At 58.9% G+C, this 26,510-nt stretch carries 24 protein-coding genes and 1 pseudogene; 10 read left to right on the top strand and 15 right to left on the bottom strand.

Annotated features, from left to right (window positions below; translation table 11 throughout):
- Positions 1-43: 43 nt before the first annotated feature.
- Entirely contained in the window at positions 44-2,608 is a 2,565-nt protein-coding gene (locus NLY43_RS14175; protein WP_198022487.1) for a DUF6212 domain-containing protein, read from the top strand.
- Positions 2,609-2,809: 201 nt separating this feature from the next.
- Positions 2,810-3,049: a hypothetical protein gene (locus NLY43_RS14180; RefSeq protein WP_023670631.1), complete on the top strand. Its 240-nt coding sequence runs from the start codon at positions 2,810-2,812 to the stop codon at positions 3,047-3,049.
- A 36-nt stretch (positions 3,050-3,085) separates the two neighbouring features.
- Here the strand turns inward: NLY43_RS14180 and NLY43_RS14185 are convergent, their stop codons facing one another.
- Entirely contained in the window at positions 3,086-4,099 is a 1,014-nt protein-coding gene (locus NLY43_RS14185) for a glycosyltransferase family 2 protein (protein ID WP_027049390.1), read from the bottom strand.
- A gap of 128 nt (positions 4,100-4,227) precedes the next feature.
- Here NLY43_RS14185 and NLY43_RS14190 point away from each other — a divergent pair, with 128 nt between their 5' ends.
- Both NLY43_RS14190 and NLY43_RS14195 read left to right on the top strand, forming a co-directional pair.
- Positions 4,228-7,530, top strand: coding sequence for a DUF6212 domain-containing protein (locus NLY43_RS14190; protein WP_023723636.1), 3,303 nt, complete (start codon positions 4,228-4,230; stop codon positions 7,528-7,530).
- Between the two features lie 85 nt (positions 7,531-7,615).
- Entirely contained in the window at positions 7,616-8,392 is a 777-nt protein-coding gene (locus NLY43_RS14195; RefSeq protein WP_023699174.1) for an OmpA family protein, read from the top strand.
- A gap of 302 nt (positions 8,393-8,694) precedes the next feature.
- Here the strand turns inward: NLY43_RS14195 and NLY43_RS14200 are convergent, their stop codons facing one another.
- Positions 8,695-9,204 (bottom strand): M20/M25/M40 family metallo-hydrolase, encoded by a 510-nt coding sequence (locus tag NLY43_RS14200; protein ID WP_023699176.1) that lies wholly within the window; start codon positions 9,202-9,204, stop codon positions 8,695-8,697.
- Between the two features lie 468 nt (positions 9,205-9,672).
- Positions 9,673-9,918, bottom strand: a complete 246-nt coding sequence (locus NLY43_RS14205) for a hypothetical protein (RefSeq protein WP_023711241.1) — start codon at positions 9,916-9,918, stop codon at positions 9,673-9,675.
- Positions 9,919-10,848: 930 nt separating this feature from the next.
- Here NLY43_RS14205 and NLY43_RS14210 point away from each other — a divergent pair.
- Both NLY43_RS14210 and NLY43_RS14215 read left to right on the top strand, forming a co-directional pair.
- Entirely contained in the window at positions 10,849-11,286 is a 438-nt protein-coding gene (locus tag NLY43_RS14210; RefSeq protein WP_156935533.1) for a hypothetical protein, read from the top strand.
- A 503-nt stretch (positions 11,287-11,789) separates the two neighbouring features.
- On the top strand, positions 11,790-12,152 hold the full coding sequence (locus tag NLY43_RS14215; protein WP_031199251.1) for a nuclear transport factor 2 family protein: 363 nt from the start codon (positions 11,790-11,792) through the stop codon (positions 12,150-12,152).
- 67 nt (positions 12,153-12,219) lie between these two features.
- On the opposite strand, the gene NLY43_RS14220 is transcribed toward NLY43_RS14215, so the two are convergent.
- A complete protein-coding gene (locus tag NLY43_RS14220; protein WP_023713780.1) occupies positions 12,220-12,441 on the bottom strand; it encodes a DUF3072 domain-containing protein in 222 nt (73 codons plus the stop codon).
- A gap of 230 nt (positions 12,442-12,671) precedes the next feature.
- Between NLY43_RS14220 and NLY43_RS14225 the strand changes: the two genes are divergently transcribed.
- Positions 12,672-13,589 (top strand): NADP-dependent oxidoreductase, encoded by a 918-nt coding sequence (locus tag NLY43_RS14225; protein ID WP_023711237.1) that lies wholly within the window; start codon positions 12,672-12,674, stop codon positions 13,587-13,589.
- Between the two features lie 173 nt (positions 13,590-13,762).
- Here the strand turns inward: NLY43_RS14225 and NLY43_RS14230 are convergent, their stop codons facing one another.
- A complete protein-coding gene (locus tag NLY43_RS14230) occupies positions 13,763-14,119 on the bottom strand; it encodes a VOC family protein (protein ID WP_023699336.1) in 357 nt (118 codons plus the stop codon).
- Positions 14,120-14,471: 352 nt separating this feature from the next.
- Between NLY43_RS14230 and NLY43_RS14235 the strand changes: the two genes are divergently transcribed.
- The 3 genes from NLY43_RS14235 to NLY43_RS14245 all read left to right on the top strand — a co-directional run bounded on the left by NLY43_RS14235 (position 14,472) and on the right by NLY43_RS14245 (position 16,791).
- On the top strand, positions 14,472-14,714 hold the full coding sequence (locus tag NLY43_RS14235) for a DUF982 domain-containing protein (protein WP_023711235.1): 243 nt from the start codon (positions 14,472-14,474) through the stop codon (positions 14,712-14,714).
- Positions 14,715-14,882: 168 nt separating this feature from the next.
- Entirely contained in the window at positions 14,883-15,167 is a 285-nt protein-coding gene (locus tag NLY43_RS14240) for a PilZ domain-containing protein (protein WP_023737203.1), read from the top strand.
- Between the two features lie 427 nt (positions 15,168-15,594).
- Positions 15,595-16,791, top strand: coding sequence for an IS256 family transposase (locus NLY43_RS14245; RefSeq protein ID WP_286456782.1), 1,197 nt, complete (start codon positions 15,595-15,597; stop codon positions 16,789-16,791).
- 139 nt (positions 16,792-16,930) lie between these two features.
- Here the strand turns inward: NLY43_RS14245 and NLY43_RS14250 are convergent, their stop codons facing one another.
- The 10 genes and pseudogenes from NLY43_RS14250 to NLY43_RS14300 form a co-directional block, all read right to left on the bottom strand.
- Positions 16,931-17,677, bottom strand: a complete 747-nt coding sequence (locus NLY43_RS14250; protein WP_023699338.1) for a Crp/Fnr family transcriptional regulator — start codon at positions 17,675-17,677, stop codon at positions 16,931-16,933.
- A 1,325-nt stretch (positions 17,678-19,002) separates the two neighbouring features.
- Positions 19,003-19,488, bottom strand: coding sequence for a hypothetical protein (locus tag NLY43_RS14260; RefSeq protein WP_023713138.1), 486 nt, complete (start codon positions 19,486-19,488; stop codon positions 19,003-19,005).
- Between the two features lies 1 nt (position 19,489).
- Positions 19,490-19,627, bottom strand: coding sequence for a DUF3768 domain-containing protein (locus NLY43_RS14265; protein ID WP_023713139.1), 138 nt, complete (start codon positions 19,625-19,627; stop codon positions 19,490-19,492).
- 312 nt (positions 19,628-19,939) lie between these two features.
- The gene (locus NLY43_RS14270; RefSeq protein ID WP_023699342.1) at positions 19,940-20,548 is read right to left on the bottom strand and encodes a hypothetical protein; all 609 of its coding nucleotides are present in this window, start codon (positions 20,546-20,548) and stop codon (positions 19,940-19,942) included.
- A gap of 275 nt (positions 20,549-20,823) precedes the next feature.
- Positions 20,824-21,375, bottom strand: a complete 552-nt coding sequence (locus NLY43_RS14275) for a hypothetical protein (protein ID WP_023713140.1) — start codon at positions 21,373-21,375, stop codon at positions 20,824-20,826.
- Positions 21,376-21,641: 266 nt separating this feature from the next.
- On the bottom strand, positions 21,642-21,896 hold the full coding sequence (locus NLY43_RS14280; RefSeq protein ID WP_245260267.1) for a DNA cytosine methyltransferase: 255 nt from the start codon (positions 21,894-21,896) through the stop codon (positions 21,642-21,644).
- Positions 21,796-22,690 (bottom strand): annotated as a pseudogene (locus NLY43_RS32590) (DNA cytosine methyltransferase). The gene NLY43_RS14280 and the pseudogene NLY43_RS32590 overlap by 101 nt, the downstream one beginning before the upstream one ends.
- A gap of 224 nt (positions 22,691-22,914) precedes the next feature.
- Positions 22,915-23,532 carry a hypothetical protein gene (locus NLY43_RS14290; RefSeq protein ID WP_156935613.1) on the bottom strand — a complete coding sequence of 206 codons (618 nt, stop codon included), beginning with the start codon at positions 23,530-23,532 and terminating at the stop codon, positions 22,915-22,917.
- 460 nt (positions 23,533-23,992) lie between these two features.
- Positions 23,993-24,757 (bottom strand): hypothetical protein, encoded by a 765-nt coding sequence (locus tag NLY43_RS14295; protein WP_156933220.1) that lies wholly within the window; start codon positions 24,755-24,757, stop codon positions 23,993-23,995.
- Positions 24,758-25,231: 474 nt separating this feature from the next.
- Positions 25,232-26,419, bottom strand: coding sequence for a helix-turn-helix domain-containing protein (locus NLY43_RS14300; protein WP_502882170.1), 1,188 nt, complete (start codon positions 26,417-26,419; stop codon positions 25,232-25,234).
- Positions 26,420-26,510 lie beyond the last annotated feature (91 nt).

Here is a 26,510-nt window from a genome sequence, read left to right on the forward strand (position 1 = left end):
CGTCGTGACGAATGCAATCGACCATGGCGGCGAAGATGGCGCCATGGTCGAGTTGGCCAGGCTTTTTGCCGAAGAGGGGGACGACGTCACCCTGCTATGGGTTCCAGGCAGGGATGCTCCAACGGAGGAGGCCGCGCGCCACCGCGAGCTGGAGGCCGCATCGGTGCGGCTGGTCATTCTCGACAAGTCCGATCAGCTGCTTCCTTGGCTGACGACACCCGAGAGCCGGTCCGCCGCTGTGCTGCATTATCTCGAACGGTCCGGCCACGATTTGGTCTACGCGCCCCTTGAGGGCGGGCTGCCTTACTACACGCTGCTAGCTGTCGAGACTGCGGCTTTTGCCGCGCCGCCGATCGTGGTCGTCGCTCACGCTCCGGAAGAATGGGAACATGAAGCCGACAAGGCGTTCTTCGACAGCGCCGAGGTGATTGCCGTCGCCTATATGGAGAAATACTGCGCCGAGATGGCGAACCGGACGATCTGTGTGTCCGCAGCCTTGCGACACTGGATGTTGTCGAAGGGTTGGAAGGTGAAGAAGGCGATCGTGACGCCGATGTTGCCGCTGCAGCATCGTCTCGCTCCAGCCGGTGTGCGATCGTCGACGGGCGGAGAACTTGCCGTCTTGGCCGGATGGCGCTTCCGCGATGGCCTGACGCTGCTTTGCGACGCGCTCGACATCATAGCGCCAATGGCGCCAAAAGGGCTGACGGTCACCGCATTCGGTCCATTTGGAAAGATCATGGGCGAGCACAGCGGTGGACTGCTGCTGAGACGCGCCGAGCGGTGGCCGTTCAAGGTCAACCTGTTGGCGCACGCAAGCCCCGCCGCAAAGCTCGACTACGTCGCGCGGGCCGGCGCGATTGCCGTCATCCCCGCCCACGCCGCATCGACGGGCGGCACCGTTGCCGCATGCATCGAGGCGGGATTGCCTTTCGTTGCGACCAATGTCGACGCGAACGCCGAGCGCTGGAGTGCGCAGGCGAGGCAGCCGCGGCTGGTCGATCCTGACGCCGCCGCGTTGGCGCAGGCCATTTCGGCGGCGCTCGACGACCCGCCTCGCCCACTGCCTGTCGACAGCCTGAGCCAATGTCGGCAGTCCTGGCTGGATACGCGCAACTTGCCGACGCCAACTAGGCGCTGGCGCGTCGACAAAAGTGCCGGGTCGTCACCCCTGGTCTCTATTGTCATGGCCCATCGCAACCGGCCGCTCTATCTTAAACAGGCAATCGCTGCGATCGAAGCGCAAACCTATGATCACCTGGAACTGGTTCTGGTCGACGACGGAAGCGACCTGGATGAAGTCAGGCGACTGCTGGATACGCTGGAACCGACCTTCCGTCAGCGCGGGTGGAAGATTCTGCGCCGACCGCACAAGCACCTCGGTGCGGCGCGAAATGCCGGCATCCGCGCTTCGCATGGCGAGCTGATCCTGTTCGTCGACGACGACAACGCGCTGTTTGCAGAGGCCGTCGATCATTTCGTGCGTGCGATGGCTACATCGGGTGCCGACATCTGCACTGCGTTCCAACTGATCTTCTACGAGGATTTCGTGCCCGAAGATCGCGCCGACGGGCTGATCCAGTACCTGCCTCTGGGTGGTCCCGACGCGCTCGGCCTGATCCATAACGTCTACGGTGACGCGAATGCGATGATGCGCCGGTCTGTCTTCTCGCGGATCGGGTTCTTGATCGAAAAGCCGGGCTACGCCATGCACGACTGGGAATTCTTTGCTCGAGCCTCTCTCGCCGGTCTCAAGATCAGGACGATTCCAAAGCCGCTATACTGGTATCGCTCGAAACCGGATGGCATGTTTCGGACGTCGAACTGGTACGACAACCGGCTTCCCATCCTGGAGGCGTTCAGGTCGAGCCTGCCCGATGGCGCCCGCCTGCTGCATCATTTGCCCATTGCCCAGAACGCGCACCGGTCTGAAATTGAAAGTGCCCGCGAAAACCTGAAATATACCCCCGGCAATCGGAAATATCTGGAGCTTTGCGACATCGAGCCGAACAGCGATGCGGCCATAGAGAAGCTTGCCAGCATTGCTGGGTCGATCGGCCGCCCCGATACGGGTGCCACTTTGCTTGGGCGCCCCGCCACAGACCACAATGCCGCCGACCGTCCTGATGTCGGCGGCGGTTCTATCATTCTCGACTACGACATGCTGCGGAGTGCGCGGTTGCTTACACCGCGCGTCTCGGCTCTCCCGCTGCTGCTTGTCGCACCGGACGACGGCGGGGTGTTCTTGCGTCCGCATGCGGACGGCCCGGTCGCTGCATCGCTTGATCATCATTTTCCAGCCTTCTTCCGGAAGGTTGAAGCATCCGTCGAAATCGCTCATGCCGATGCGCCGGCGATGGATTTTGCTCTCGCCCTTGCTCGACCCGACCAGCCCATAGATTGGCAACAGGACATCGGCAAGCAAACGATCGCCTTCTCAGGCTGGATGAGCATCGAAGACAGATTTGTGCGTCATCACTTGGTGGCAACGCTTCGCACACGAAGGAAGATGCTGCTTTCAATCGTTCTCGCCGTTCGTTTCACCGCAACTTCCAACGGTTTTCCCACGAATGCGTTCTTCCGCACGCTGACACTGTTCAGCGACTAAACGTCGATCCAACCAGGCAAGGGAGATCCGAGCCCAAGCCAGGCCCGTTCATCGGTCGTGCGCGTTAACCACGTTGGTGGAACCTTCCAAGAATGGTTGACAAAACGTTAACAGACGCTAATGTTTCAGTGGGTTGAGTAGGTGGGGTGCGTTATGCGTAGGATTCATTCTCTACTGTTGGGTGGACTTAGTCTGCTGGGGTTGAGCGTCGCTTTTTCTGACGCGGCGCAGGCGAAGACCGAAGTTGGCGTCAAGGAAGCCGAGCTTGCCTGCGAGCAGGCCCTTAAAACCGGCACCATCGAGGCACTTGAGGATTATCTGCACCGGTACCCGAACGCTCCGACAGCCTGCAAGGCGCTTGCTCTCAACAGTTTGGGCCAGTTTGCGGGCGGTGAAGAGGGCAAAGGCCACGGTGAAGGCGGCGGCCGCTACGGCGGATAAGCATCAGCCGGATTTTCCCTCAGTAGTTCGAGCACATCAGGTGGCGTAGTCGCTGCGCTGGTGTTGCATGGCCAGGGTCGAAACGAAACCGGCGAAGGGCTCCGAGGTCTTCATCCAGCCGAGTTCGACGAGTTGCGCGCCGTCACCCCGATAGCAGACGGAGCTTTGGTTCCGAAGCGCGAGTTTCGGATTGCGCTCCAAGGCCTCCATGTAGGCAGCGCGCTCCTCAAGCGTCTTTTCCTTGAGCTGCGCATTTTCACTCAGAGACGACGCTGATTTCTGGCGGAATCCCCAGACGAATTTGAAGTGCAGCAATGCGACGCGCAGTTCGCTGAATCGGACCTTGCTGATCGTGTGCTGTGCGACGTGATAACGCGTGCCGCGCCCCCATTTCACGATCGGCACCTTTGTCAGGCACGGGGGAAAAGTTTGCTTGAACCGGCCGTGCCAGAAGACCCGTTCCCTCACGCCACCGAACATCTGCTCGGGTGGGTACATACCGTCGCGCGGGCGCAGCCATCCCGGCTCCGGGTCGAAGTAGGGTGAAGCTTCAACAAGCGGGATCTTGCCATCATAGCTGTATTCGGCCAACGGGCCATCGGCGTACATGTCGATCATGGAGCCTATGACAGCGTCGACGCCGGTCGAATCGAGGTAGCTGCAAAGCTGCTGGAGATTTGCCCGCTCAAAATCGGGATAGACGAGAAGTTCGTCGGCGTCGATCGAAAGGCACCAATGGCCGGTGCCGAACACATTCATGAGCGTGTTGATCCATCGCGGCGGATCGATGTTTTCAGCGAAATGCGATCCTTCCGTGTGGAAGCAGTGGCTGTCCGGCTGCTCCAGGATCAATTCGCGGGTCCCATCCGTGGAGCCATTGTCCAGGAAGAAGAACCGATCGACGCCCAGGCCGCGGTAGTGGTCGAGAAGTTGCCGCAGCAATTGGGCTTCGTTGCGCAGTCCGACAAAGCACAAGATCTCGCCATCGGTCACGTCAATGGGCCGGTCGTCCAGTCGCGCGAGATGTTTTGGGGATCGAAGTTCAACCATCCGAGGTCATCAACCAGTTTACGCGAAAGGCAGGTACGCTGCTGAGAGTCCCGCGAAACGATTATCAAAGTGTTATCCAACTGTTGGCAAGACTGTTTCGAACGAAGCAGGCTGACAAGGGGGGGGCATTGAGCATTGGTTCCAAGGCAGGCGCCATGCCCACGGGCAAGCGACAGGCAAGCCAGAAGCCTCGCAATGTGTGTGTCGTTTCGGAGGTTGAGTTCGGCTCGACGGCGACTGGCGATCACGGGTCGGTAACCTACGCGCTGGCGCAGCATCTGGCCGGAACGGGCGATACCGTGACGCTGCTTTGGGCGCCGAGCCCGCTCGGCAGCCAGCCCGATGATCAGGAAATAGTCAGGCTGGGCAAATGGTGCTTCGACAATTTCCTGGTGCGGCTCGAATTGTTGCCGCCCTCGCCCGAGTTGCTGCGCGGCACGGAGTCCTGCGACAAGAACTCATTGGCCGCCTACCACTACCTCAAGCAGAATGCATTCGACGTCGTCTATTTTGCGCTTGAAGGCGGACTGGCGCATTTCTCCACCCTTGCGAAGCGCACAGGTGTCTTTCCCGATCCTCCTACGATCATCGTGCTCGCACATGAGACCCTTGTGTGGAAGCTGGAAGCCAATTCACGGGCGGTCGAACGCAAGGAGCAGATGACCGTCGCGCACATGGAAAAGAGGTCGGCCGAGACGTGCGACCATCTTGTCATCGCTGGCCAGTCGCTGCTCGACTGGATGGCCAAGGCGGGATGGAAGCTGCCCACCAGCCATCACATTGCTGCGCCCCTCGAGCCGGAGGAGTGGCGTTCCAACTTCGCTGTCGATCACTACAGGCCGCGGGATCGGCCAACCGCCGAAGTGATTCATTTTTCAGGCACAGAGGCGCGCGATGGGCTGACGCTGTTCTGCGATGCGCTCGATCGTCTGGCCGACAGCGGCGTCACCGATCTGACAGTGACGGTAGTCGGCGCGTTTGGTCATGTCCTGGGCGAGCATTCGGGTGGCATGATCGTTCGGCGTGCGCGGCAATGGCCGTTCAAATTGAAGCTCCTGCCCATTCGAGATGAGCCTGACATCTATAGATACCTGCGGCAGAGTCATGCTCTGGTGGCGATGACGCACTCAGCGGCTCAGCTGCCGCTGGAAGTGATGACGTGCCTTAACGAAGAGATCCCGTTCATTGCGACAGATGTCGGCAGCATTCGTGACGTGCTCCATCCGAAGTCGGCCGATGCCGTCCTGATGGATGCGTCGGCCTCCGCCATCGCGGCCAAAATTGCGTCTGTGCTGGAAAGCCGATCGTTTCGTCCGGCAAAGCCCCTGCAAAAGCGGGAAGCGCTCGAGAAAGCCTGGAGCGGGCTGCACGCGAAATTCTCCCGCGAACCCGGCAAGGTCTCCAGTCGCAGGCGGAGCCAACGGCCGCTCGTTTCGATCATCACTGCGCACTACAACCGGGTGCACCTGTTGCCGCAGGCGATTGCCTCGGTTCGACGCCAGGACTACCCCAACATCGAATTGATTGTCGTCGATGACGGCAGCACCGATCCCGATGCAATCAACCTGTTGGCGGAACTCGAACCGGAGTTCGAGCAGCGAGGATGGCGGATCATCCAGCAGAAGAACGGCTTCCTCGGCAAGGCGCGCAACACCGGTATCCGCGCCGCCAGGGGTTCGCTGATCCTGTTCCTGGACGACGACAACGTGCTGTTCCCAAACGCCGTCAGTACGTTCGTCGCCGGCATGCAAAATTCCGGCGCCGATATCTGCACGACCTTCGCCAAGTGGCTCAACGAGCCCTTCGTGCCGCCGGACACCAGGAGCGGCTATGTGCTCTACTTCCCGGTCGGCGGGCCGACGGACATCGCCATGCTCAACAATCCGTATGGCGATGCCAATGCGATGTTCCGGCGTGAGGTGTTCGACAAGATAGGTTACCTCAACGAAGAGCGGGGGTTTTCCGCAAGCGACTGGGAGTTTTTCCTTCGCGCGGATCTGGCAGGCCTGGAGATCGTCCCTGTCCCGGAGCCGCTCTATTGGTACCGGTCGGCACCGACGGGCATGAATCGAAATGCCGAGTGGCTGAGGAATCGCAAGCCGATCATCGCTGTCTTTCGAAAGCATCGATTCGCGAAAACGGAAATGTTCGTGCAACTGGCCATCAGCTCGAACACCGACAATCATGAGAAGGAGCTCAATCTCTGGAATCTGGAGCTGCGGGTTAACGACGAGCGGTATCTCAGGTTGAGTACAGGTCCCGCCAATACCGCGGACGCCATGCAGTTGCTGGCCGAGATCGCGGCACGCGAAGGCAGGGCGGATACCGCAATTTCGCTTCTCGCCCGTGCAGGGCGAAGCGACTTTGCTGTGGGTGTGGTTGAAATACTCAACGCTGCGACCGGAGAGACGGTGCCCGAGTTGAATTCCTCGCTGTACCGCGAGCAGTATCTTTCCGCCGAGCCCATGCGCCTGGCTCATGTCGGTTCGTATCCGGATGCCGATCCGGACCTGCTGAGCTATGTCGAACAGTCTCCAGACCAGTTGTTCCTCGAAGCCAGGGGCAGCAATGTCACCATGGCTTTGCTGAAGGGAGTCTGCCCGCCGGGCACCGTAGGCGCGACGTGTTGGGTTTACCTCGACGAGGAACTGACGGGCTCTGCGCAGTTTCAGCTCGCGATCGTAGACGCAGAAAACCAGACCTTCAGCAATCTCGCCCGGCTGCTTGAGGTTGGCAGCGGGAGCGGTTGGGCTGATGTCAGCCGACGGCACGAGGCGCGTGAGATAGGGGCGATGGTCAGTTCGCCGGCAACCGGCCGACGCGATTTGTTGTTGGCAGTCAAATGCGGCGGCAGCCGCCCGGAGGCGCGCGTCCTCGGCGGCTTTTCCAGCGTCCATATCCGCCATGTCGTTTCGAACGATGCCAGGCGCCCGCGCCTCAACGCACCCCAACAGCGCCAACGCACGCGCCGAATGACCAATGATGATCTGAAGCGTGCGGCGCTTGTGACGGATTATCCCTCCGAGCTGCCGACGCTGCTCATCGCGGGCGACAATGGCGGTATATTCCTGCGGCCGAACACGCACGGTCCGGTTGTTGCCGCCCTCAATTCGGCGTTCCCGGCCTTTGCCAGAAGTGTCATCGCGACAGTGGAGATCGCCCACGATGAAGCATCCCCATTCGAGTTCGCCATGGCGCTCGGCAGGCAAGAAGAAAAACTTGTGTGGAAACACGATGCACCTGTCGGCGCGCTGTCATTCTCGGGATGGACGCGCGTCTCGAGACCGTTCGAACTGCATGACCTGAAAGTTTCGACCCGGGAGGTCGATCGCAAGTGGCTGACGATCTACCTGGCAATCCGGCTGCCATCCGGCTCGAAGCCGATGCCGTCCAATGCTTTCTGGCGCAAGCTGTTGCTGGTGTGGGACTGAGGGGCGCGGGTTGTCGGGACGCGGTCGCGCCTTGTCGACGTTTAAGTGCGGTAGTAGATTAAGTCCGCGTGGAGGCGCCAAGACAATGAAGAAATCGCTGGGCCTTGTTCTGGCATTTATTGTCATTACCGGATGCGCAATGTCTTTCGGCGCGGCCGCCCAGGAACGCGACGTGGGGTCTAAATGCACGCAGTGGAATGCACATCGCGTCCTCTTCAAAAAAGGTGACGGCAAGATATCCGAGGAATCCGCGAAGGCCCTTGCGGCTTTCGTCAAGGATGCTGGGCACGATTGCGGCTACCGCCTCTACGCAACGGCGAGCAAGGAAGGCAACTACAAAAAAGCCTACGACATCGCTGGTCTCAGGCTCGATGCAACCGGCGATTTTCTCAAGGCGCAAGGCGTCAAGCCCGAAATGGTGCTGGTGCTTTCGCATTGGGTTGACGACGGCGCCGCCGACACCAATACGGCGCGGAGCGCGATACTGTACACGCTGCCAAAGCAAGGCATATCTTGCCGGCAATATGAGAAGCGCAGCCCTGTGCAGGTCGACCTGTTTTTCTATAGCCAGTCCTATGTGATCTCACCGAGGGTCAAGGCCGACCTCGAGAAGTTCGCCGCCAGCATCCGCAACTCACGTTGCAATGTCGAACTGACGGCTCTCGCGGCTACGGAATTCACCGGCGCCGACGCTGCAAAGACAAACAAGGAACTGGCCAAGCAGCGCCTGAAGGCGGTCGAGGATATCTTAACCGCAGCCGGGATCGAAAGCGATCGTCTGGTAGACACGAAAGTGGAGTACGTTGGCGACCAGAAGCCGAACGGCGTTCGCAATCGTCTGGCGACCGCATCCCTGATGTAAGCTTGCCAGATTAGCTGACCCGCGACGGACCCGCAACGATGTGGGCTACGGCGCACCACACCCGACGCTGGACGGCTGGAAGGCCCTCCTCGACCAGTTACTCGCGATCGGCACGGGCAAGGTCTATGTCGGGCGTGGGGATTTCCTGCGGGTGGCCGAGGCGGCCCAGCAGATCGCCTATGTCGACAAGCCGACGAGATCGTCACCGCCTGCATCACCCGCGGCGTCAATGACGCCCCGGGGGTCTGGTGGGCTTTTCTGCTGGGTCAGGTGTTGAATGTGGGTCGATCGTACGTCCGCGATCAATCCGCCGCCGCTCGGCATCCTTGACCACCCGCTGCAGCCCGCCGACGTCGCGAAGTGATTGACGGGCACCAGGAACTCCTACGGGTTGCCTCTTCACGCCTGTGCCACCGTCGCCCCCAAGAGGCGGCGACGGTGGCCGCTTGCAGCAGAACCCGCGCGCCGGTAACCGCGTAGGCAGGCTCCACATATTCCGCCTCGTTGTGGCTCAGCCCGTCACGGCACGGCACAAAGATCATCACGGCAGGCGCCACCCGGGCGAGGAACAGCGCGTCATGGAATGCACCCGAGATCATCTGTTTGTGCGGCAGCTGTAGGGTATTGGCGGCCTCCTCGACGGTTTTGACCATATCGGCAGAGAATGCCTCCCCCGGCATGTCGAACGACCGACTGATCGTTACCGTGCAATGCTGAGCTTCTGCCTCCGCCGCGCACACCTGGCGCAGTTCTGCTTCGATGGCATCGAGCCGCTCTACCCGCGGATGCCTGATATCGACGGCGAAGACCACAGACTGCGGTATGGCGTTGATCGATCCCGGCTGGGCGGGAGCGGAACCTCTTTCCAGCCTTGGCCCGGCTGTCTGTGCACCCTGATGTTGGGCAGCCGGGCCGACGCCCTTCTGAATTCAATTATCGCCGGCGTCGCGGCTAACAGACGAAACCGTTGCTAGCCTGGTTCATCCCTGCCTTGGTGATCTCGCCTTTACAAATTCCAATCCTGGACGCTAAGCCAGCAGCGGCCACTCGCTGCTCTCCAATCAACAAGCCTCAAACATCAGGTCGCGGTTATATGCAAAAAAGCCGGCCACCTTTCAGCAGCCGGCCAGTGCAAACAAGGAAGGGAACGTTGCACTGATGGGGCAGTGCACCGTCCGAAGCGTTTCCAAGCGACAATGTTCCACCGACGAGAGAACAAAGAAGGCTTCACCGCCAGCGCACATTCCCGTTAGCCGCGCTGTGTTGCCGTCGCCTAGGGTCTAAAGGCCTTTAACCAGCCACGGATCGGTGTCGTATCCGAGGCGCGGCTTTTCCGGCATTCCACCGGCCGGCAATTTGGCGGTTCCGGTCGGCCTGCAGTCCAGTTCGAGCACCTGCTTCTTGGCAGAGTGCTTCGTAGAGCAAAGGTCCGTGGCGTCACTCACCACCACCTTCTTCTCCTTGGCCTCAGCGACACCAGTCCCAGCGATCACGATCGCCGCGCAAAACACAGCTACTCTCATCATACTCCCCACCGTTGCTCCTCCCCAAAAAGGCTGAGCATGACGTTACGGCACATTTAAATTAGCGCAAGCGAATATTAGCTTGGCTAGTCCCCTTCACATCGGCTCTGGTCGCCTCCCCCTTGCTGCTGCGCCTTGCGAAACCGGGAGCGCGATATGGTAGGATGGGCGCATGCCTGCTCATGATCGGAGGGCCGATGTTCATGACTTGAGCTCGACATGGCAGAGGGCTGCAACCGTCAACTTTCCCAAGTCGTCGTGGCGATGAACGATCGCGTCGAGGATCGCTTACTCGTTTACTAGGTTCCGCTGGTCTAGCTCTACGCGATCACACCATAACCACGTGATGACAAATCAGCCATGTGTGTGGCGCGGCGGGCCTGTTCCGCTTGTGGCCGGCGCCTACCCACCTGGGTTCCCCAACCATGGCGTCGGCCATTTTCGTTCTCTCAGCTATTATAGGCCTTTGCTATCGGCCTATGTGTCGGCCTTGGATGGCGAGATCGCGGTTAGATCACCTCGTTCGTTTGGATGTTTCGCTGGCGTTGGCAGGAGGCGCATATGTTCGCCAGCCGGCGGATTCCACACCGCCCCACCGGTCAGGCCCAGCGCGCCCGCTGCAAAGTCCCCGCAGACGGCTGCTGGGCCGCTGGCGGGCAGCGGCTACTTGCTGACGATCCAACCCATCAAACCTTGGGACTAAACATCTAGGCCTCGGAATGCAGAGCGGAGAACGTCGGCTTGAAACGCGGAGACGGCAACAGTAGACGGGTCGGCATCTTCCCAGCCTCGCGCCACGTCATCGCGATGACGTTGACGAAGGCGCTCGCGTGAGGCTCGGATGGCCCTGCGCGATTGATCCATGTCCCGGCTAAATGTGGCGGATTCCGCCATGGACTTCTTGCGCATCAGCAAGGTGGCCGTAGTGGCCGCTTGAGCGATATCTATGAGCTTTGCAACCATCGCAGCCTCCCTCAAAGCAATGGTAAACGCCACATTAATAAGCCCGCCGAAACTCTCTCTGCAATGAAAAGAGTTGTACGATTTTTACGAATTCCCGCACCTTCAGTGATGCCGGACCGCTGCTATCCTCGCTCTTGTTCTGTCATCGCAATGAAGGACGACATCTTCGAGCAGCCGTCGCACACCTGTTGCATGAAAAAAGCTGTAGGCGTTTATAGGTGCCCGGGGAATCCGCCGTTTGTTTGCGTTGTGGAGCGGGACAAAGCAAGTTTCCTCACTCAGGCTGCCTACCGTGAAGCGGGGCACAAGCCCGACTTCCACGCGTTGCCGTGGGAAGCTGAACACAGGGCCGTCAAAGAAAGGCAGGTGAACGGGACGGCGCTCGCTGAACGGGACGGCGCTCGCTGAACGCGCCGGCTGCCTTCACGTTCACATCCGGCGCGCCGCTGGTGCGGCTTCTCAGGCGCGCTCCATCGCAGAAGGGAAGGCATCAGCTGCAGCACTGCTGGCCTTTTCCCACACGAAGGCTTGCGCGCATCGCTCTCCCACGGTGTCGGTAAAGTTGTTTACTCGACCGACAAGAGAGTTGGTTTTTCAAACTCCGGACGCTTGCGTTCCGATCAAAGCAGCCGCAACACACGGCCCTCGTTGTTGAACAGAACGAGCGGTTGAAATGGTGAAGTCGCGTCTACCCATTGGGCGGCGACTCGTTTCGGAAGTAGGGAACTTGCGACACACCTCAACTCGACCTGATCTTCTGGCGGCCTTTGGCGCGAGGCGTCGTCCGAAGTAACCGCGAAAGCAACAAAGGAAACGGACCCAACTGGTCCGAAAAACCGTTTGCCTGTTGTCAGCAAGGATCGGTCCCTCCATGCTCTGACCGCTGCAAACACTGGCGTGGAGAAGCCTCGATGTCACAGACCGATGAAAGTCTTATTACCGCTACCATCGAAGGTTACGTTTTGGCCATGTCCACCGGTGCCGAAGAAGGGCTGCGGGCAGCCTTCCACCCACGCGCATCAATCATCGGTAACTTCCAGGGCGCGGTCGAATGGCTGAGTGTCGATGCCTATGTCGGCGAGGTGATGGGTGCGGGCTTGCCGCCGAACACCAGCCCCAACTGGACAGTCGCATCGCTCGACATTACGGGCGATGCAGCCACTGTGAAGGTTGAGGACGAATTTGGAACCACAAGGTTCACCGACTATCTTTCCCTGCTCAAGATCGCAGGAGAATGGAAGATCGTTATCAAACTCTACCACCTTCACCATTAGGACCGTCCAGATCACAGGCCAAATACCGCTAAGCTGGCGATCTCCTGTCGTAGGTCTCCCAGCGCCTTTAGAGCTTGAGCTCACTCCTTAGCGCGTCGATTCGCTTCGAGGCCTCGGCTTTGCTTAGATCTTCAGCGTAGCTTCTGTCGTCGCCCGCCTGCTCACATAATGTTTTCAAGTAGGAAGCTTGCGACGGAGTCATTGGCTCGTCACCAGTCGTCCATTCGTCAGGATCCTTGCTGATAGTTTCGCTTTTGGCTCGGGGTGAAGTTTGCATGACGCTCTCCATGTTGGGAACGGCACAACGTGTTTGATCTGCTTTTGTTCCACATGCTTGAAGTGTGTGAGATTGCGAGGGCATAGGTGTTCACGACTGCAAGTTTACCCGTGCTGGAACAATCCGACGAGATTGCTTAGCTTCCGCTCGCGGTCGCCAACGATGAGCCGACGCCAACTCTGCGCGACGTCGAAAGACCCTCCGCGCCCGCAATTTACCCCAACGGTGAGGAGACAATCCCCATGAAAGCAATCGTAGCGACGGACCGGACTGCAGGAACGGCCGGGATGAAGTTGGTGGAACTGCCCGAGCCTCAGGCGGCAATTAACGACGTGGTCGTACAGGTTCATGCGGCAGGATTCGTCAACACCGAACTGGAGTGGCCCTCGACGTGGGCCGACCGAGCCTTCCGTGACAGGACCTCTTCGATCCTCGGCCACGAGCTGGCTGGTGTGGTCACTGCGCTCGGCTACGGCACCACGGGGCTTTCAATCGGTCAGCGAGTGTTCGGCCTCGCCGACTGGCATCGCGACGGCACCCTCGCCGAGTATGTTGCCATGGAGGCACGCAATCTCGCGCCACTGCCCGGCGACGTCGACTTCACGGTGGGCGCGAGCCTGCCGATCTCCGGCCTGACCGCCTGGCAGGGGCTGTTCCAGCACGGCCGCCTTCAGGCGGGGCAGAGCGTTCTCGCGCATGGCGCTGCCGGTGCCGTCGGTTCGATGGTGGCGCAGCTTGCAAGGGAGGCCGGAGCCTATGTCATCGGCACCGGACGCGCCGCCGACTGCCAGAAGGCGCTCGACTTCGGTGCAAATGAATTCGTCGACCTCGGAAATGACACGCTGGAAGACGTCGGCGGTGTCGATCTGGTGTTCGATGTCATTGGCGGCGACATCCAGAAGCGGTCCGCAACGCTGGTCCGGGCCGGAGGAACGCTTGTGACAGCCGTCGGACCAACGGATATTCGACCTGCAGACGGCCTGGCGATTGACTTTGTCGTCGAGGCTGATCGAGCCCAGCTTTCTGAGATAGTTCAACGAATCCGGGATGGACGACTGCGGACGAACATCGGCAAAGTCTCGAGCCTGGACGATGCCGTCGCGACCTTCAACTCGACCAAGCGACGCACGGGAAAGACGGTTATCCGCGTTCGTCCGTGAGAACTTGGGAGAGGAGGCGAGTCCTCTCTCCTTAAGGTCGCGTCAGGCAGCTGACACGGTGAGGTGCAAATCAGCGCCTGTCGCGGAATGTAGCCATTGTAGGCAGGCGAGGAATTCGCGTCGTCCATCGTAACCCGATGAGCTGGTTTGCCAAACAGGGGAGTCGAAATCCTTCATGTGTTGTAAGGCCGCGATGGGGGCTCTGCAAGAGTGATACGATTGCCGTCAGGGTCTGCGATCTGGGCAATCTTCCCGTAGTCACCCTCCGATTCACCTGTGAGCGTCACGCCACTTTCTTCAAGCGACCTTCGGGCTTTGTCCATTTTGGGGACCACAATAGTCAGTCTGCCGGACCCAGCATTTTCCTTATCCTGGAAGATTTGCAAGTTGGCGCCTGCGATGTTGCGCCATTGGATCAACCCGTCCATGGGGCGATCATCAGGCCTCCGCTCGAATAGCCGGGTATAGAACTCCTCCGCTTTGTCCATCCTTGCTGTGGCGAGCACGGCGTAAAATCCTTGGATTTGCATTCACATGCCTCGAGCAAATGCGGTGTTTGCGGGAACCTGCTTTGTACGTTTCCGACTCTTGCCTTTTTCGGAAAGTGACCCACAGAATAGCTGATGAGGTTCTATCTCTCTGGGAGGATGGGATGGACATTCAAGCACCTGTTCGGCCTACGCAGCAAACGGCCAAGGAGCTGGTCCGCGAGGTCCTGTTGGGCTCACAACCCGGCAACATACTTCCGTCAAGGCGACCATTGCAGCGGTGCCCGAGCGCCGGCCGCGATCTTCTCGAAACTGACTGCCAGTTAGTCGAAATGATCGTCGATTCAGCCTCCGTTTGGGGACTGTTCATCGCCTTCAACGCTCGAGAAGCGTGATGCCCCACCGTTGGTTCAACCCTCCAGTTTATGTGAAGACCGAGCGCCCGGGGCTTCGCCTTGGTGTCAACCGGGTTGATGCCGCCGCTGAGGAGCTCCTAAAATGGTCCAATCGTGGCCCCAAGTGGCGGCTGGCGGCCGAGGCTTGCCTATCTGCGATGGATGGCAAGATGCTGGGTAACGACTTCCGGCTGCTGTTCGAGGCCGCGGCCGATGAAGAGGAGATGCTGCTGCCGGATTAACAACGCTATACGCAACGGGACCACTCGGGTCTGTTTTCGCGTTGGCGGCCGGCGAATTCACCAGCGCAACGGGCATCTATGCCGTCCGGCTACCGAGCGAGGCCCCAGATGGACAGTTGTTCGCCGGTGGGCTTACCATAGGGCCGGGGGGTGACCGATGGAGGTCACATGGTTGATGAAGAGCATCGCCGCGAACGGAGGCAGCGGGTGCTTAAAGGCGCCTCAATCATCAGCGGAATTACAAACTCCGAGATCAGTTGCACCATTCGGAACCAAAACAGTGGCGGAGCTGAGCTCAAAGTCCCGGTGGAAGCGCGTGTCCCTGAGCGGTTTGTGCTTTACGTGCCGACCGACGGCGTTGCCTACCAAGCAGTCCTGCGGTGGCGCAGGAACGACCGAATTGGGGTTCAATTTACAGGAACGTTGCCGAAGCCGCGTCTCCACTATGGCTAAGCAGCGCCGGTGCATTGGCTTTGCGAAATTTGGACACTATCCGGCGCTCCGCACGTGTTTCAGGGCAGTCGTACTTTAGAGGTTACCCTAGGGAACCCTCGCCTCAGGTCGACACGGCCAGAAGGCTGAAGATGCCGGGAATATTCCTCGTCCAGATAGTTAGCCAGACGCCCACGCGCTGCGGGGGTATTACCCAGTGAAGACGTCAAACAACGTCCAGCTTTCGGCGGGTTCAAGTCGTAGCTTTGGGAAGCCATGCCGTCGCTAGGTAAGTCTGCGGTCCAGTTCTCAAGCAGTGATCGACATTCGACATTCCTGTTGGAGGAGTGGGTAGTGTGCTGAGAGTTCTGCAAATTCGCTGAGAGGGGGCGGTCATGGCAGGCTGGTGATTGTTCACGTCACCTGATTCCCGCGAAGGAACGCCACCATGACCAAGACTGAAGTTAAGACCGCCAGCGCTGCCGTCAAAGACATTTTGCTTTCGAACCCGGATGGATTGCACGAAGTGCTCCGTGCGGTGATGCAGGAGGTGCTTGAGGCCGAGATGGACGAGGCGCTGGGTGCCTCGAAGAGCGAGCGCACGCCCGAACGGCTTGGCTATCGCTCGGGCTATTACGGCCGTACCCTTGTGACGCGGGTCGGCAAGCTCGAGCTGCGGGTTCCGCAGGACCGGGCCGGGCGCTTCTCCACCGAGCTGTTCGAGCGCTACCAGCGTTCCGAGCGGGCCTTGGTGGCGACACTGGCGGAGATGTATGTGCAGGGCGTGTCGACCCGCAAGGTGAAGGCGATCACGGAAGAACTGTGCGGCCATGCCTTCTCGGCCTCGTCGATCTCGGCCATCAACAAGCGGCTGGACGAGAGCCTCGCTGCCTTTGCCAGGCGCCCCCTTCAAGAGCCGTTTCCTTACCTCATCCTCGATGCGCGCTACGAGAAGGTGCGTGAAGCCGGTGTTGTCATGAGCCAGGCGGTGCTGATCGCGGTCGGTATCGACTGGGACGGAAGGCGCCAGATCCTGGCCGTGGAGATGGCCAATCGCGAGAGCCGCTCGGCCTGGAGGGACTTCCTCGTCGGCCTCAAGGCGCGCGGCCTCAAGGGCGTCGAGTTGGTTGTGTCCGACGATCACGCCGGCCTGGTGGCAGCGATCGGCGAGGTGATCCCCGAAGCCGCCTGGCAACGCTGCTACGTGCACTTCCTCAGGAACGCGCTCGATCATCTGCCGAGGAAGCACGGCGACGACTGCCTGCAGGAATTGCGCTGGCTCTACGACCGGCGCGATCTCGCAGAGGCCAGGGCTGATCTTGCCGCATGGCTTGCCAAATGGTCGGCACGCTATCCGCGCCTGACAGGCTGGGCCGAGGATGCCATCGAACAAACCCTGACCTTCTTCAGGCTGCCGAGACAGCACCACAAGCATCTCAAATCCACCAACATGCTGGAGCGGCTCAACGAGGAAATCCGCCGGCGCACCTATGTCGTGCGCATCTTCCCCAATACCGAAAGCTGCCTGCGCCTGGTCAGGGCGTTGGCCGTCGAGACCAATGAAAACTGGATGGAGGCCAACCGATACATCAACATGGACGACCTGCGCGAGCACAAGAAGCTCGCTCTGCGCCAAGCCGCATGACCAGCATCATGGCCAGCATCATGGCTGCCCCATTTTGCAGAACTTGACGCACACAACCGAGGAGTGCGGGTTCTACAGCAGATTCGGTTTCAAGGATCGCGAGGGGTTGGCTTAATGCATCATGAGCGACCCAGCATTCTCAGAAACCGGCACCCGTCTGCGCAGCCCTATGATGCAGATAGGTAGAGTCAAAATCTGCGGCGCGAACGAGCCCTGCCCAGTCGGGCGCATGAAAACGCGAGCCAAGGGTAGATATCAGACCGTCGCGTCGAAGGTCCTGAAGCACTCGGTTCACGTGCACGGAGGAGAGGCCAAGTGCGTCGCCAAGTGCAGCCTGCGTTATGGGGAGATAGGCCACATGATCTTCAATGCGACCGACCGAGCGAAGGCGGACAATAAGTTCGCAAAGAATGTGAGCCATACGAGAGTAGGCGTCGCGCCTTCCGACGTTGGTGACCCACTCTCGATAGATCGCCGCATCGATCACAGTGGAGCGCCAAAACACTCTCGTTATCGAAGAGTGCTGGTCGCAAATGGCGCGAAGATCGTCGTGCCGCATGAAGCCCACTCGAGAGGGCATCAGAGGGGTGAACGTGCAATCCATGACCGACAAATGCAAACCATGCAGGTCGGGAATGTCGCCCGGAACAAAAAAGGAGGATATCTGACGCTTGCCCTCCCCGGTTAGTTTGGTCGACCCTATCAAGCCGTCAAGAACGACGAAGGAAAGGCTCGGCTTCTCGCCCTCGCGCAAAATGTCTTCATTGGGCTGATATTCCTTCTCCTGAATCGAAATGTTCCCCAGAATGCCAATATCTGATTGTGCGAGTTCCGAGATGGTCTGGAGCTTGCGGATCAAGATGTTTGAAGAAGGAGCCTGTGCCATCAAGAACCCGTTCGGGTAGCCCACCAATTTGCTGTGGGCGCTAATTTCGATGGCGGTTGGGCTGGCGACGTTAGATCGTGCTTGATCCCTTTGGCTTCCCGCATCAGAGAGGACCAATTCCCTCCCAGCAGCGCTATCAACTCCAAGGCTTGCGCCTCCGTTATGTTGGTCTCGTCGATAAGCCTTTGGACAAGGCGACGCTCGGGCTCAGACATCATGCCGCCTAGGATCCTTCCCAACCGCTCAGAGACCCCTTCCTAACTATAACATTTGATATAAGTTCCGACCTAAGTGGCTGTTTTTGTGAGGGGCCATAGCGTTCGAAGCCGCGCACTCCGGATCACAGCCTGCTATCCCCCAGATTAACATATGTTATTATGCGAGGAACATTCGAGGCCTCGCCGTTGAATTGCTGAGGAATTACTCACGGGGGGCAGGCTTGCAATGCCGTCGGGTTCCGTCTTGATCGTGGAGGATGAGAGCATGATCCTCTTAGACGTCGAGAACTCTCTCCGCCAGGCCGGGTTCGAGGTGATCGCCGTCTTAAAGGGCCATTGTGACTTTTGATCGTGAGCCGGAGCGAGTTGCGGCTCTGCTGACAGATATCAGACTTGGAGACGGCCCGACCGGGTGGGATGTGGGCCGGCACCTCCGAGGCGCCAATCCTACTATGCCAGTGATATACATGAGCGGCGATGGTGCGGACGATTGGCCGTCTGGAGTGCCCAACAGCCTGATGATCACCAAGCCGTTTGTTATGCCGCAGATCATTACCGGGCTGGCAACTCTCCTCAATACACAGGGAGTGTACCAACTCCCAGCCTCAGAATAGCTGCGGTTGATAGCTGCCATGTGTATATAGGGAAGTCAGGGGGGCCTCTGCTATCCGCCATCATTTGCGGGCAAGTCTCCCAGAAGCTGGCTTAACGGACCAACCAAGGGACTGGGTAGCCTACTTGATTGAAGGATCTCAACGCTTGGGAATTTTGCAGCGACGGGTGGCGGCTCGCGCGGTGTCGGCGACTAAACCGGTGGGCTTTTGCTGATACTTACAAAGCGCGAGGCCACCTTTGGTCGAGGCATTGGGCCGCCAGCGCGTCGGCGCGTGCTGGCGGCCCGTATGCGGCCTCAAAAACACCCATCGAGGCGTCAACCGGGGGGTCGAGTTCGGCCATTTTTGGCCTTTGCAATGCAGGCGTGTATTGCAGCGCCAAAGCACAACCTTTGATCAGCCGCCTGTAATCAGCAGTACGTAAGTGGGCTCGAGAACGGTAAGTGTAACCCCACTATTCAAATGCTGTTCCAGATCGCAAAAGCGCTTGGCGTCAGCCATGTTGACCTCGTAATGCCGACTGAGCAGCAGGGTCAATCGTACGATCAGCCTGCCGACTCATCGACCTGAGGATCGCTTTGACCAGCTCCGGCTCCGGCTCGTCGCCTTCGAATATTCCGAGCAGGTAGGTCGCCTTGTCGTGGCGCTCGGCATCGTTTGCAGCCGGGTACGCGCAAAGGGCCAGCAGAAACTCTCTTTCTACATCGCTCGCCGAATCCAAACGGTCGAATTCATCGCGCGTGATGGGGCGACCCGCCACGACAGCATCGGCTTGGCGAGCAATTTGCCGAAGCTCCGAGTAGGCGGCGCAGTGCGAGCAGATCGCCTTCACCAGCGCAGGCGATACGTCCTGACAGTGAGGGGCAGCCGCACAGCCATGATATTCCGCAGCCCCGCCCACCGAGGGCGTCGCATGGTCGACAAATGCAAACGGCAAGGCGCCTAACAGAGCTCGCCGGGAAATCCCACGAACAAGCATCTCAGTACTCCTCGCCCAGCATGATTGTGAGTACGCGGGTCGTGATAGCTGGCTCGGCTGGGTCGTCTGAGGCGAAGGTCATCGACTGGTCGTAGTAGTCGATCTTCCAGATTACTGTCCTACCGTCGATTTCCAGCACAGCGCAGTCGTGCTCGCCGTGAGGGTCATTGTCGTCATTGAAGGCGTCGCGACCGTGTCGGTAATGTCGGCAGCACTCAGGGCCGCGATTCCGGCCGTCATCACAATCCGTCCGCCTTGTGCGGCGGTGCGCAGGCAATCATTCAGCTGCGCGATGCGTTGCTGCCTACTTCCAAGCGGGCACGTCTCACCAAAGCTGCATTGCAAACTCATGTGCGAATCCTTCTCATCATGGCCCTTGTCGGGACCATTTTTTCTGCTGTGAGTTTTGGGAACGGTGGGCGGCGGCCTTTGGCCACACGCCCAGCTTGGGTCAGTCGGTATGTTCGGGATGCAACAGCGCGATATGGATCAGCTTGCGCGTGAACACTGGAACGTCGAGCCAATCGCGCCAGCGCAGGCTGTAGACGCCGTCAGGGCTGATCCTTACCACCTGTGCCTCGAACCACCCTTGGTAGGCGCCTTCCGTGGCCAAGACCAAGCTTCCCACTTCTATCTTCGCCCAATCGGTCGGCCGCGATGGTTCGGGGCGTTTCGGCCCGCTCTCCTGGATTCCGGTGCTGGATGCCTTTTTGCCGGGCTTCAGTTTCTCAGCAGCAGGCTTGGCGGCTCTGATCGGCCACTTGTAGGTACTTGGCAGGTGGGTCGCGATTTTGTCGAATGTCGCAGCCTTCACAAAGGGCACGAAAGCCTTACCGCTGGCAAACACCCTGCCCTGTGGGAGCTTACCCGCCAGGTCGCGCAACTCGTCGGTTGAGGCCCTAAGTGCCGCCATGCCCATCATACCCGCCGCCTTTTCGGCAACGTCGGTTTCGTCCTCGCCAAACCAGGAGGCATGGGCTTTGCCGCCGTCATCGAGTCCTAGGACGATTAACGCTGGCGAGGCGGTTGCAGTACCGGCAGAAACAGCTGCGTTGGTCATTGAGGGTCTCCCAAAGAAAAGGGCCCCGAGATGGGGCCCTTGGTTGTGTTTTCAGATGATGAACAGTGGTGTCGGCGCCAAGCCGGAGGCGGTAATTGTCGGGCTCGACGCCCTGTGGCGATAGTGTTCAAAAACCCACCTTTTCAGCTGCCTCGGTACCAAAATCGGTCTTCCGAACCCGGCTCAGTATAGCGAGCCAATAGGCAACTGTCAAGAATTATGTTAATTAAATCAACATCTTAGCGTCGACACCCTAAAGGTGGATACGCGTAGTTTCAGTTCAGTGATCGGCGTTGTGCCCGATCTGATGAGCTTTTAACGCGCAATGCTGGGACACTTGCCCGACGATCAGTGATCCACCTGTAAACCACTTGCATGTCCTCTTCGGGCGTCGCTCTTAGTGTAACGTCGATTTTGATGCCCATCCCATGAAGCGATGGCAAACTCTCTATCTTGGTTTGACTCTTCGATTTCCTGAACCTCAAGTGCTTCAGCAGAACGGACCCCTCGGTAAGATGATCAATGAATGTCTCAAGCGAGACGCTGAACTCGCATCTCGCCACCGCCACTATCAGGCAGGAGATCATTTCGACGGTGTGCTGATTGCAACGCATCGTCTCCGGCTTGGCTGACGCCTCGCGAAGCCACCTCGATACGGCGTCCTCATAAAAGTCATCGTTTCGCATGTCTCCGAACTCGATGAACATCGCGATCAGGCCCTTGTAGAGTTCCACTATGCCGACAGGGACGTCTGCCAACGGCTCTCTCAACAGAATGTCGTCCGCGAGCCACATCACCAGCTCGGCGCTTTTTGTGATTATCTTCACTCTATGTTCCTTTCTTTAGGTGTGACGGATTGTAGACCGTTCATCGCGTTCCAAGGCTGGCGCAAAAATAGACCCGCAGAAGAATTGGTATTCGCTGGATGCGGGACATAGCGTTGGCGCCCGATTTGCCGTTACCGGTTATCCGATGGGTGGAGGCACCCGCTAAGACCACCAAACGCTGGGAAAAAAAGCCTCTACGGGCGACGCTAAGGTCGAAGCCGCGTCAAAGGCCGGCGGTTCTACAGGACGCGGCTGACTGCATTGCGTTAGATGAGAACAGCGAAGGTTGTTGAGGGGCCGTTATCTGCTGCCCTGAGCGCCGTGCGGATGCTCTTCGCCATGGCCTGCGCCAGCTGCGGAGGCAAGGCGTTGCCTACTTGGCGATAGGCGGCAGTCTTGCCACCGCTGAACTTCCAGCCATCAGGAAAGCCTTGCAGGCGGGCAACCATGGCGACGGTCAGGCGAGGGAAGCCGACAAAGCCACGCTCTGGTGCGGCATCGGCAACGGACTTGCCGTTCACGCCGAGCTTTTCCCACGCCTGCCGAGTGCGCGTAGGGCCAAGGTCCGGTCCACCGTGCTTCTTTGAGCCACCGACGATGGTGGGAGCCGGGCCGGTAGCGTTCGACCGCCAAGCCTTGGCATCGGCCCAACCATATTGGAGGTTTGGCAGCAGGCTCTGGCCATGCAAAGGCCGATGAATACCGCCTCAGCATTGCCACGATGAACACTCTCTGCCGGGCCTGCGGCACCCCGAAGTCAGCAGCATTGAACAGGCGCCAGTCGACCGCGTAGCCGAGCAGGCCGAGCTGGTTCCGCAATTGCTCGCGATATGTTTCGAAGCGAGGCGCCAAGAACCCCGACATTCTCGATCATGATGGCTTTGGGTCGCATCTCTCCGATCAGGCGCAAGGCGTCGGGGAACATGTTGCGCTCGTCGAGCTCTCCTTCCTGCTTGCCCGCGACGGTGAACGGCAGGCAGGGCAGACCGGCTGCAAGCAAGTCGACCTTGTCCAGGTAGCGGCGACCGTCGAACTTGGCGATGTCGCAGTGAAATACATCCCAAAGCGGCCGGTTTGCCCACAACGTCGAACAGCAGGCAGCATCGAATTCCACCAACGCCAGATGGTCGAAACCCGCGCGGGCGACGCCGATGGCTTGCCCGCCAGCTCCTGCACACAGTTCGATTGTAGTGGGATTGCAGGGGCCGACAGGGCGAACAGCCTTATCTGCTCTCCTGTTTGAACTGCCCTTGGCAATCGGCTGGCGCACGGCGAGCGCATGGCTCCGCCGGGACGCTGAAGCATCCTTTTTCATAAGTTCTCTCCGGGAAGGTTGGGTTACGCGAGGGGCTTGTTGCCGCCTCGCTTCAGCCCTTTACGCGCCATCATCCGAGGGATCGGGCGGCGGCATCCTCCGCGAAGAGAAGTCCAGTTGTGAATAGTGCATTGGGTAAGGGTGCCGGATAGAACGGCTACCTGCGTCTAGTGCGACGTGAAAGCCAGCCCTGGATGCTGGCAGCATCCAGGGCTGGCCAAGTTTTAAAAGTTGAGGTCTTTGAGGAATTCCCGCTCGGTCTTGTCGGCTCGAAGCGACTCCATTTCCGAGTGAGTACGCGGAAGGATGAACTGCCCGTCGAACCCCACACGAGGGGTCTTGATGCCCTTACGACCGTAGTCGACTACGAATGAAAGATCGTGCGTAATTGGCTGCGAATCCAGGCACCAAAGTGGGCGAGGTTTATAGCCTGAATAGCGGAACTGCTCGTGATGAAAATGGTCGTCGAGCGTCTGAGTCATGCGTGTGTCGGGAGGCATTACAGCGATGACGTGGATATGCCGCCCGTCATTGTTCACGATGGTGCGAAAGTTGTCTTTGTGGCGCTTAAAAACTGGATAGTCGGGCGTACAAATCCAAAACGGCATTTTGATCGTCGGTATGTTCTTAGGCTTCTTAAAACAGCGTGTCAGAATTTGCGAATAGACCTTCTCCACCGTTTCCTGCATCTTCTTGTTGACGGTCGATGTCGAGCCGCTGAGGTGGTTGAACTGGAAGGTGAGCAGCGTCGCTGTCGCGCCGCACACCATTCGCTCTTCTACCATTGAGGTGTATCCGTACGTTAGGTCCTCGATCATTTTCGGTGTCAGCTCTATAGCCATCGTCTCCTCCTTGGGTTGGTTGGTTGTGATGGGGTTGTCCTCCCGTGTGAGGTGTCTTCGTGGGTAGTGGAGGTCGGTGGCCTGCCTCCAATACCGTGTTGCCGTAGCCTCCTCAGGCAGCCCCAATCGCCTCCCACCGACAAACACAGCCATGGGCGGGTCCAGTGGAACCGACATCCGAAAGGGTGAAGAACAGGTTGGCTATGCGTGGCGATTCCGCGCGTGGCGTGACTGTTCGATGTTCGACAATTGGGATTGGGCCGTGGCTGGCAATGAGCCTTTACCGGCGACCTCGGCGCGTTGCCAAGACATCGCGACGAGAGGCAGGTTAAAAAGAGGCCGGCGGAGCTTTAGCTCGACCGGCCTTTGAAGAACGTCTTAACTGCAATTTCGGACCGTCCGAAATGATCGACGTCGACAAGTTTGCCTGCGGAAAAACGGCTCGGCTGACCGTGATGACCTAGTCGCGAGGGTCTGGGTCAAGGAAGGCCTCGTTGATAGCAATCTTGAAGGGATTCCCAAGGCTGATAACCCGAGCCCGCAAAATGAAATCCTTGTTCCTTTCCAAACCAAGAAAGGGCTGCGTGTTGCCAACGAACTCCACCTTGATGGAGCCATCGTAGTGCGCCCGCGTCGTCGTCGGCGTATCGGCTTTTGATGCCTCTGGTTTGTTTGCAATCTTGCTATCCAGTTTGGATTGGCAGGTAGCTTTGTTAGATGGACTATTAGGCTTGCTCGGTCGCGTACGGTGGCCGACAATCTTCTTTTTTTCTCGCTTCGACGAGGCACCAGTTGCAGCGAGTTTCTTGAGTGTACTTCGCTTCAAATGCTCTTCAAGCTCCTCAACCTCGACGCCTTCGTTGAGCAGCGCCTGCACCGCGCGACTATAAAGGCTGGCATTCTTGGCCGCGGCGCCTCCCAGACCAAAAATCCAACGAAAAACATGGTAGAGATATTTCTTACCATTGGATGGTGGCGCGTTGTCGCCCCACTTCGGCTCGTTAATGAAATCCGCCCACGCACGCGGCCCCCCTTGTCTGATTTCTTGGGCCACAGACGTGGCCTGTACGATGCAGAGGCGAAGGCCGTCATTGCGGAGGTCCTCGTAGGTTCCGATAGCCCTTTCAATGCCGTTAAGTTGCTTTGCAACCGAACTTTCGGGAGGTTGATTGTGTCCGAGGACGGCTCGCGTATTGGGTAATTGATTCGGTACAGTCGGTACCATTGTTGCTGACTCCTTTGAACTTGGAGTCGAGCCGCCGACGAGCATCTAAATGCCGTTCGCCAGCCCGACTCATGCTGAGTTAGGACTTGACGAGACGGGCCGTTCGGTCATCCGGAGGCGGTGTGAACGCCGTTGACCATGTTCCTGCTGACCGAGCAACTACAGAACAGGGATCGCTGTCTCTAAGCTGGGCCAAGGGAGCCCTGCTCACGCTCGTTGAGCGAGGCGGCATCTGCCGCGACCTTCCTCGTAAGTCAGAATCACGTAACTTTCAAGATGGGAACTGAGCGTTCTTGAGGCAGCAACGCATCCGAGGCGCAGGCTTATAGTAGACTTTTCTACACGCCGGTGTTACACAGCGAGTGCAAATCGGTCAGCCGCGTCGTTGATTTTGTTGTCTTTTTTCAGCGATCTGCCCATTCCGCCTCTGGGCACCAACATTTTCAGGTCCATTCCGGACACATAGGTTACGGTTTATATCGGAGACATGGGTAACACTTTTGGCCCGAAGGGGTTTTGGAGTGGTTCGAGCCTGCATGTCTCATCATCGAAGAAGCCCAAATCATAATCCATGAAGGAAGCCAGCCAGATATGGTCCTCGACCTGTTTGATGCCGACGGTCTGGCCGGCAAAGACGAGGCTGAGGTTGATCTTCTTGCGATTGTAGCAGATGCGGCCGCAGGTGGTGACGGTGACGGCCTTGTCGTGAAACGGATAATCGAGATCCGGCAGGCCGGCATAGATGCGCGGTGACGGCGTGTAGCGCTCGGCTGGACAGGCCATGTCGAGCGCCTGATGTGGGCGTTCTGAGTTGAACTCATTGATGAAGTCATCGAACCTGGCCTGCTGCTGCAGGAAATTGGCGCCAGCCGGTTTGGTGGTTTCCTTCTTGAGAGTCAGGTGCATGCGCTCATGGCGCCCGTTCTGCTGCGGACAGCCCGGCTGGATGCGCTCGATGTCGATGCCCAGGCGCAGCCACCAGACCGACAGTTTGCTGAGATTGAACAGCGCGTTTGGGCTGGCAAAGGGAACGCCATTGTCGGTCCTGATGGCGCTGGGCAGGCCGAACTCTTTGAAAACGCTCTCGAACACCGTGAAGGCATAGGCTTCCTTGGTAGTCGACAACGCCTCGCAGGCGATGAGATAGCGGCTGGCGAAGTCGGTGATCGTCAGCGGATAGCAATAGCGCCGATCGGCGAGCATGAACTCGCCTTTGTAGTCGGCACACCACAGATCGTTGGGCCGATAGCCGTTTGAAAGTGGTGTTCCCATCGCCCTGTTGCGCCTTCGCTTGCGGCGCTCGACCAGGCCATGGCGGTCGAGAACCGCATGCACCGTCGAGATCGCAGGCCGGTGAACGTCAGGATACAGCCGGGCCAACCGTTCGCGTATCTTTGGCGCACCCCAGGTCGGCTTGTCTTGCTTGAGGCGCACAATCAGCTTCTCGATTTGAAACGGAAGCTGATTGGCGTGGCGGTAGGGTCGGCGTGATCGATCCGTCAGCCCCTCAAGGCCACTGTCATTGTAGCGTGTGAGGATCTTGTAGCCGGTCTTGCGCGAGATATCGAACTCACGGCAAAGCACCGGTATCTTCTCGCCGTCCAGCAGCCGGGCAATGAACTTCAGCCGCTCTTCCATGACGTTACACTCCTTCCAAGGCACCTTGCCCTCCTTGCAAAGGGCCGAAAGTGTTACCCATGTCTCCGGAATGAACTGTCACCCATCTCTCGGGCCGCTCACTGAACATCAAGGG

It is taken from the genome of Mesorhizobium sp. C416B (assembly GCF_030323165.1).
In the GTDB taxonomy this organism is placed as follows: domain Bacteria; phylum Pseudomonadota; class Alphaproteobacteria; order Rhizobiales; family Rhizobiaceae; genus Mesorhizobium.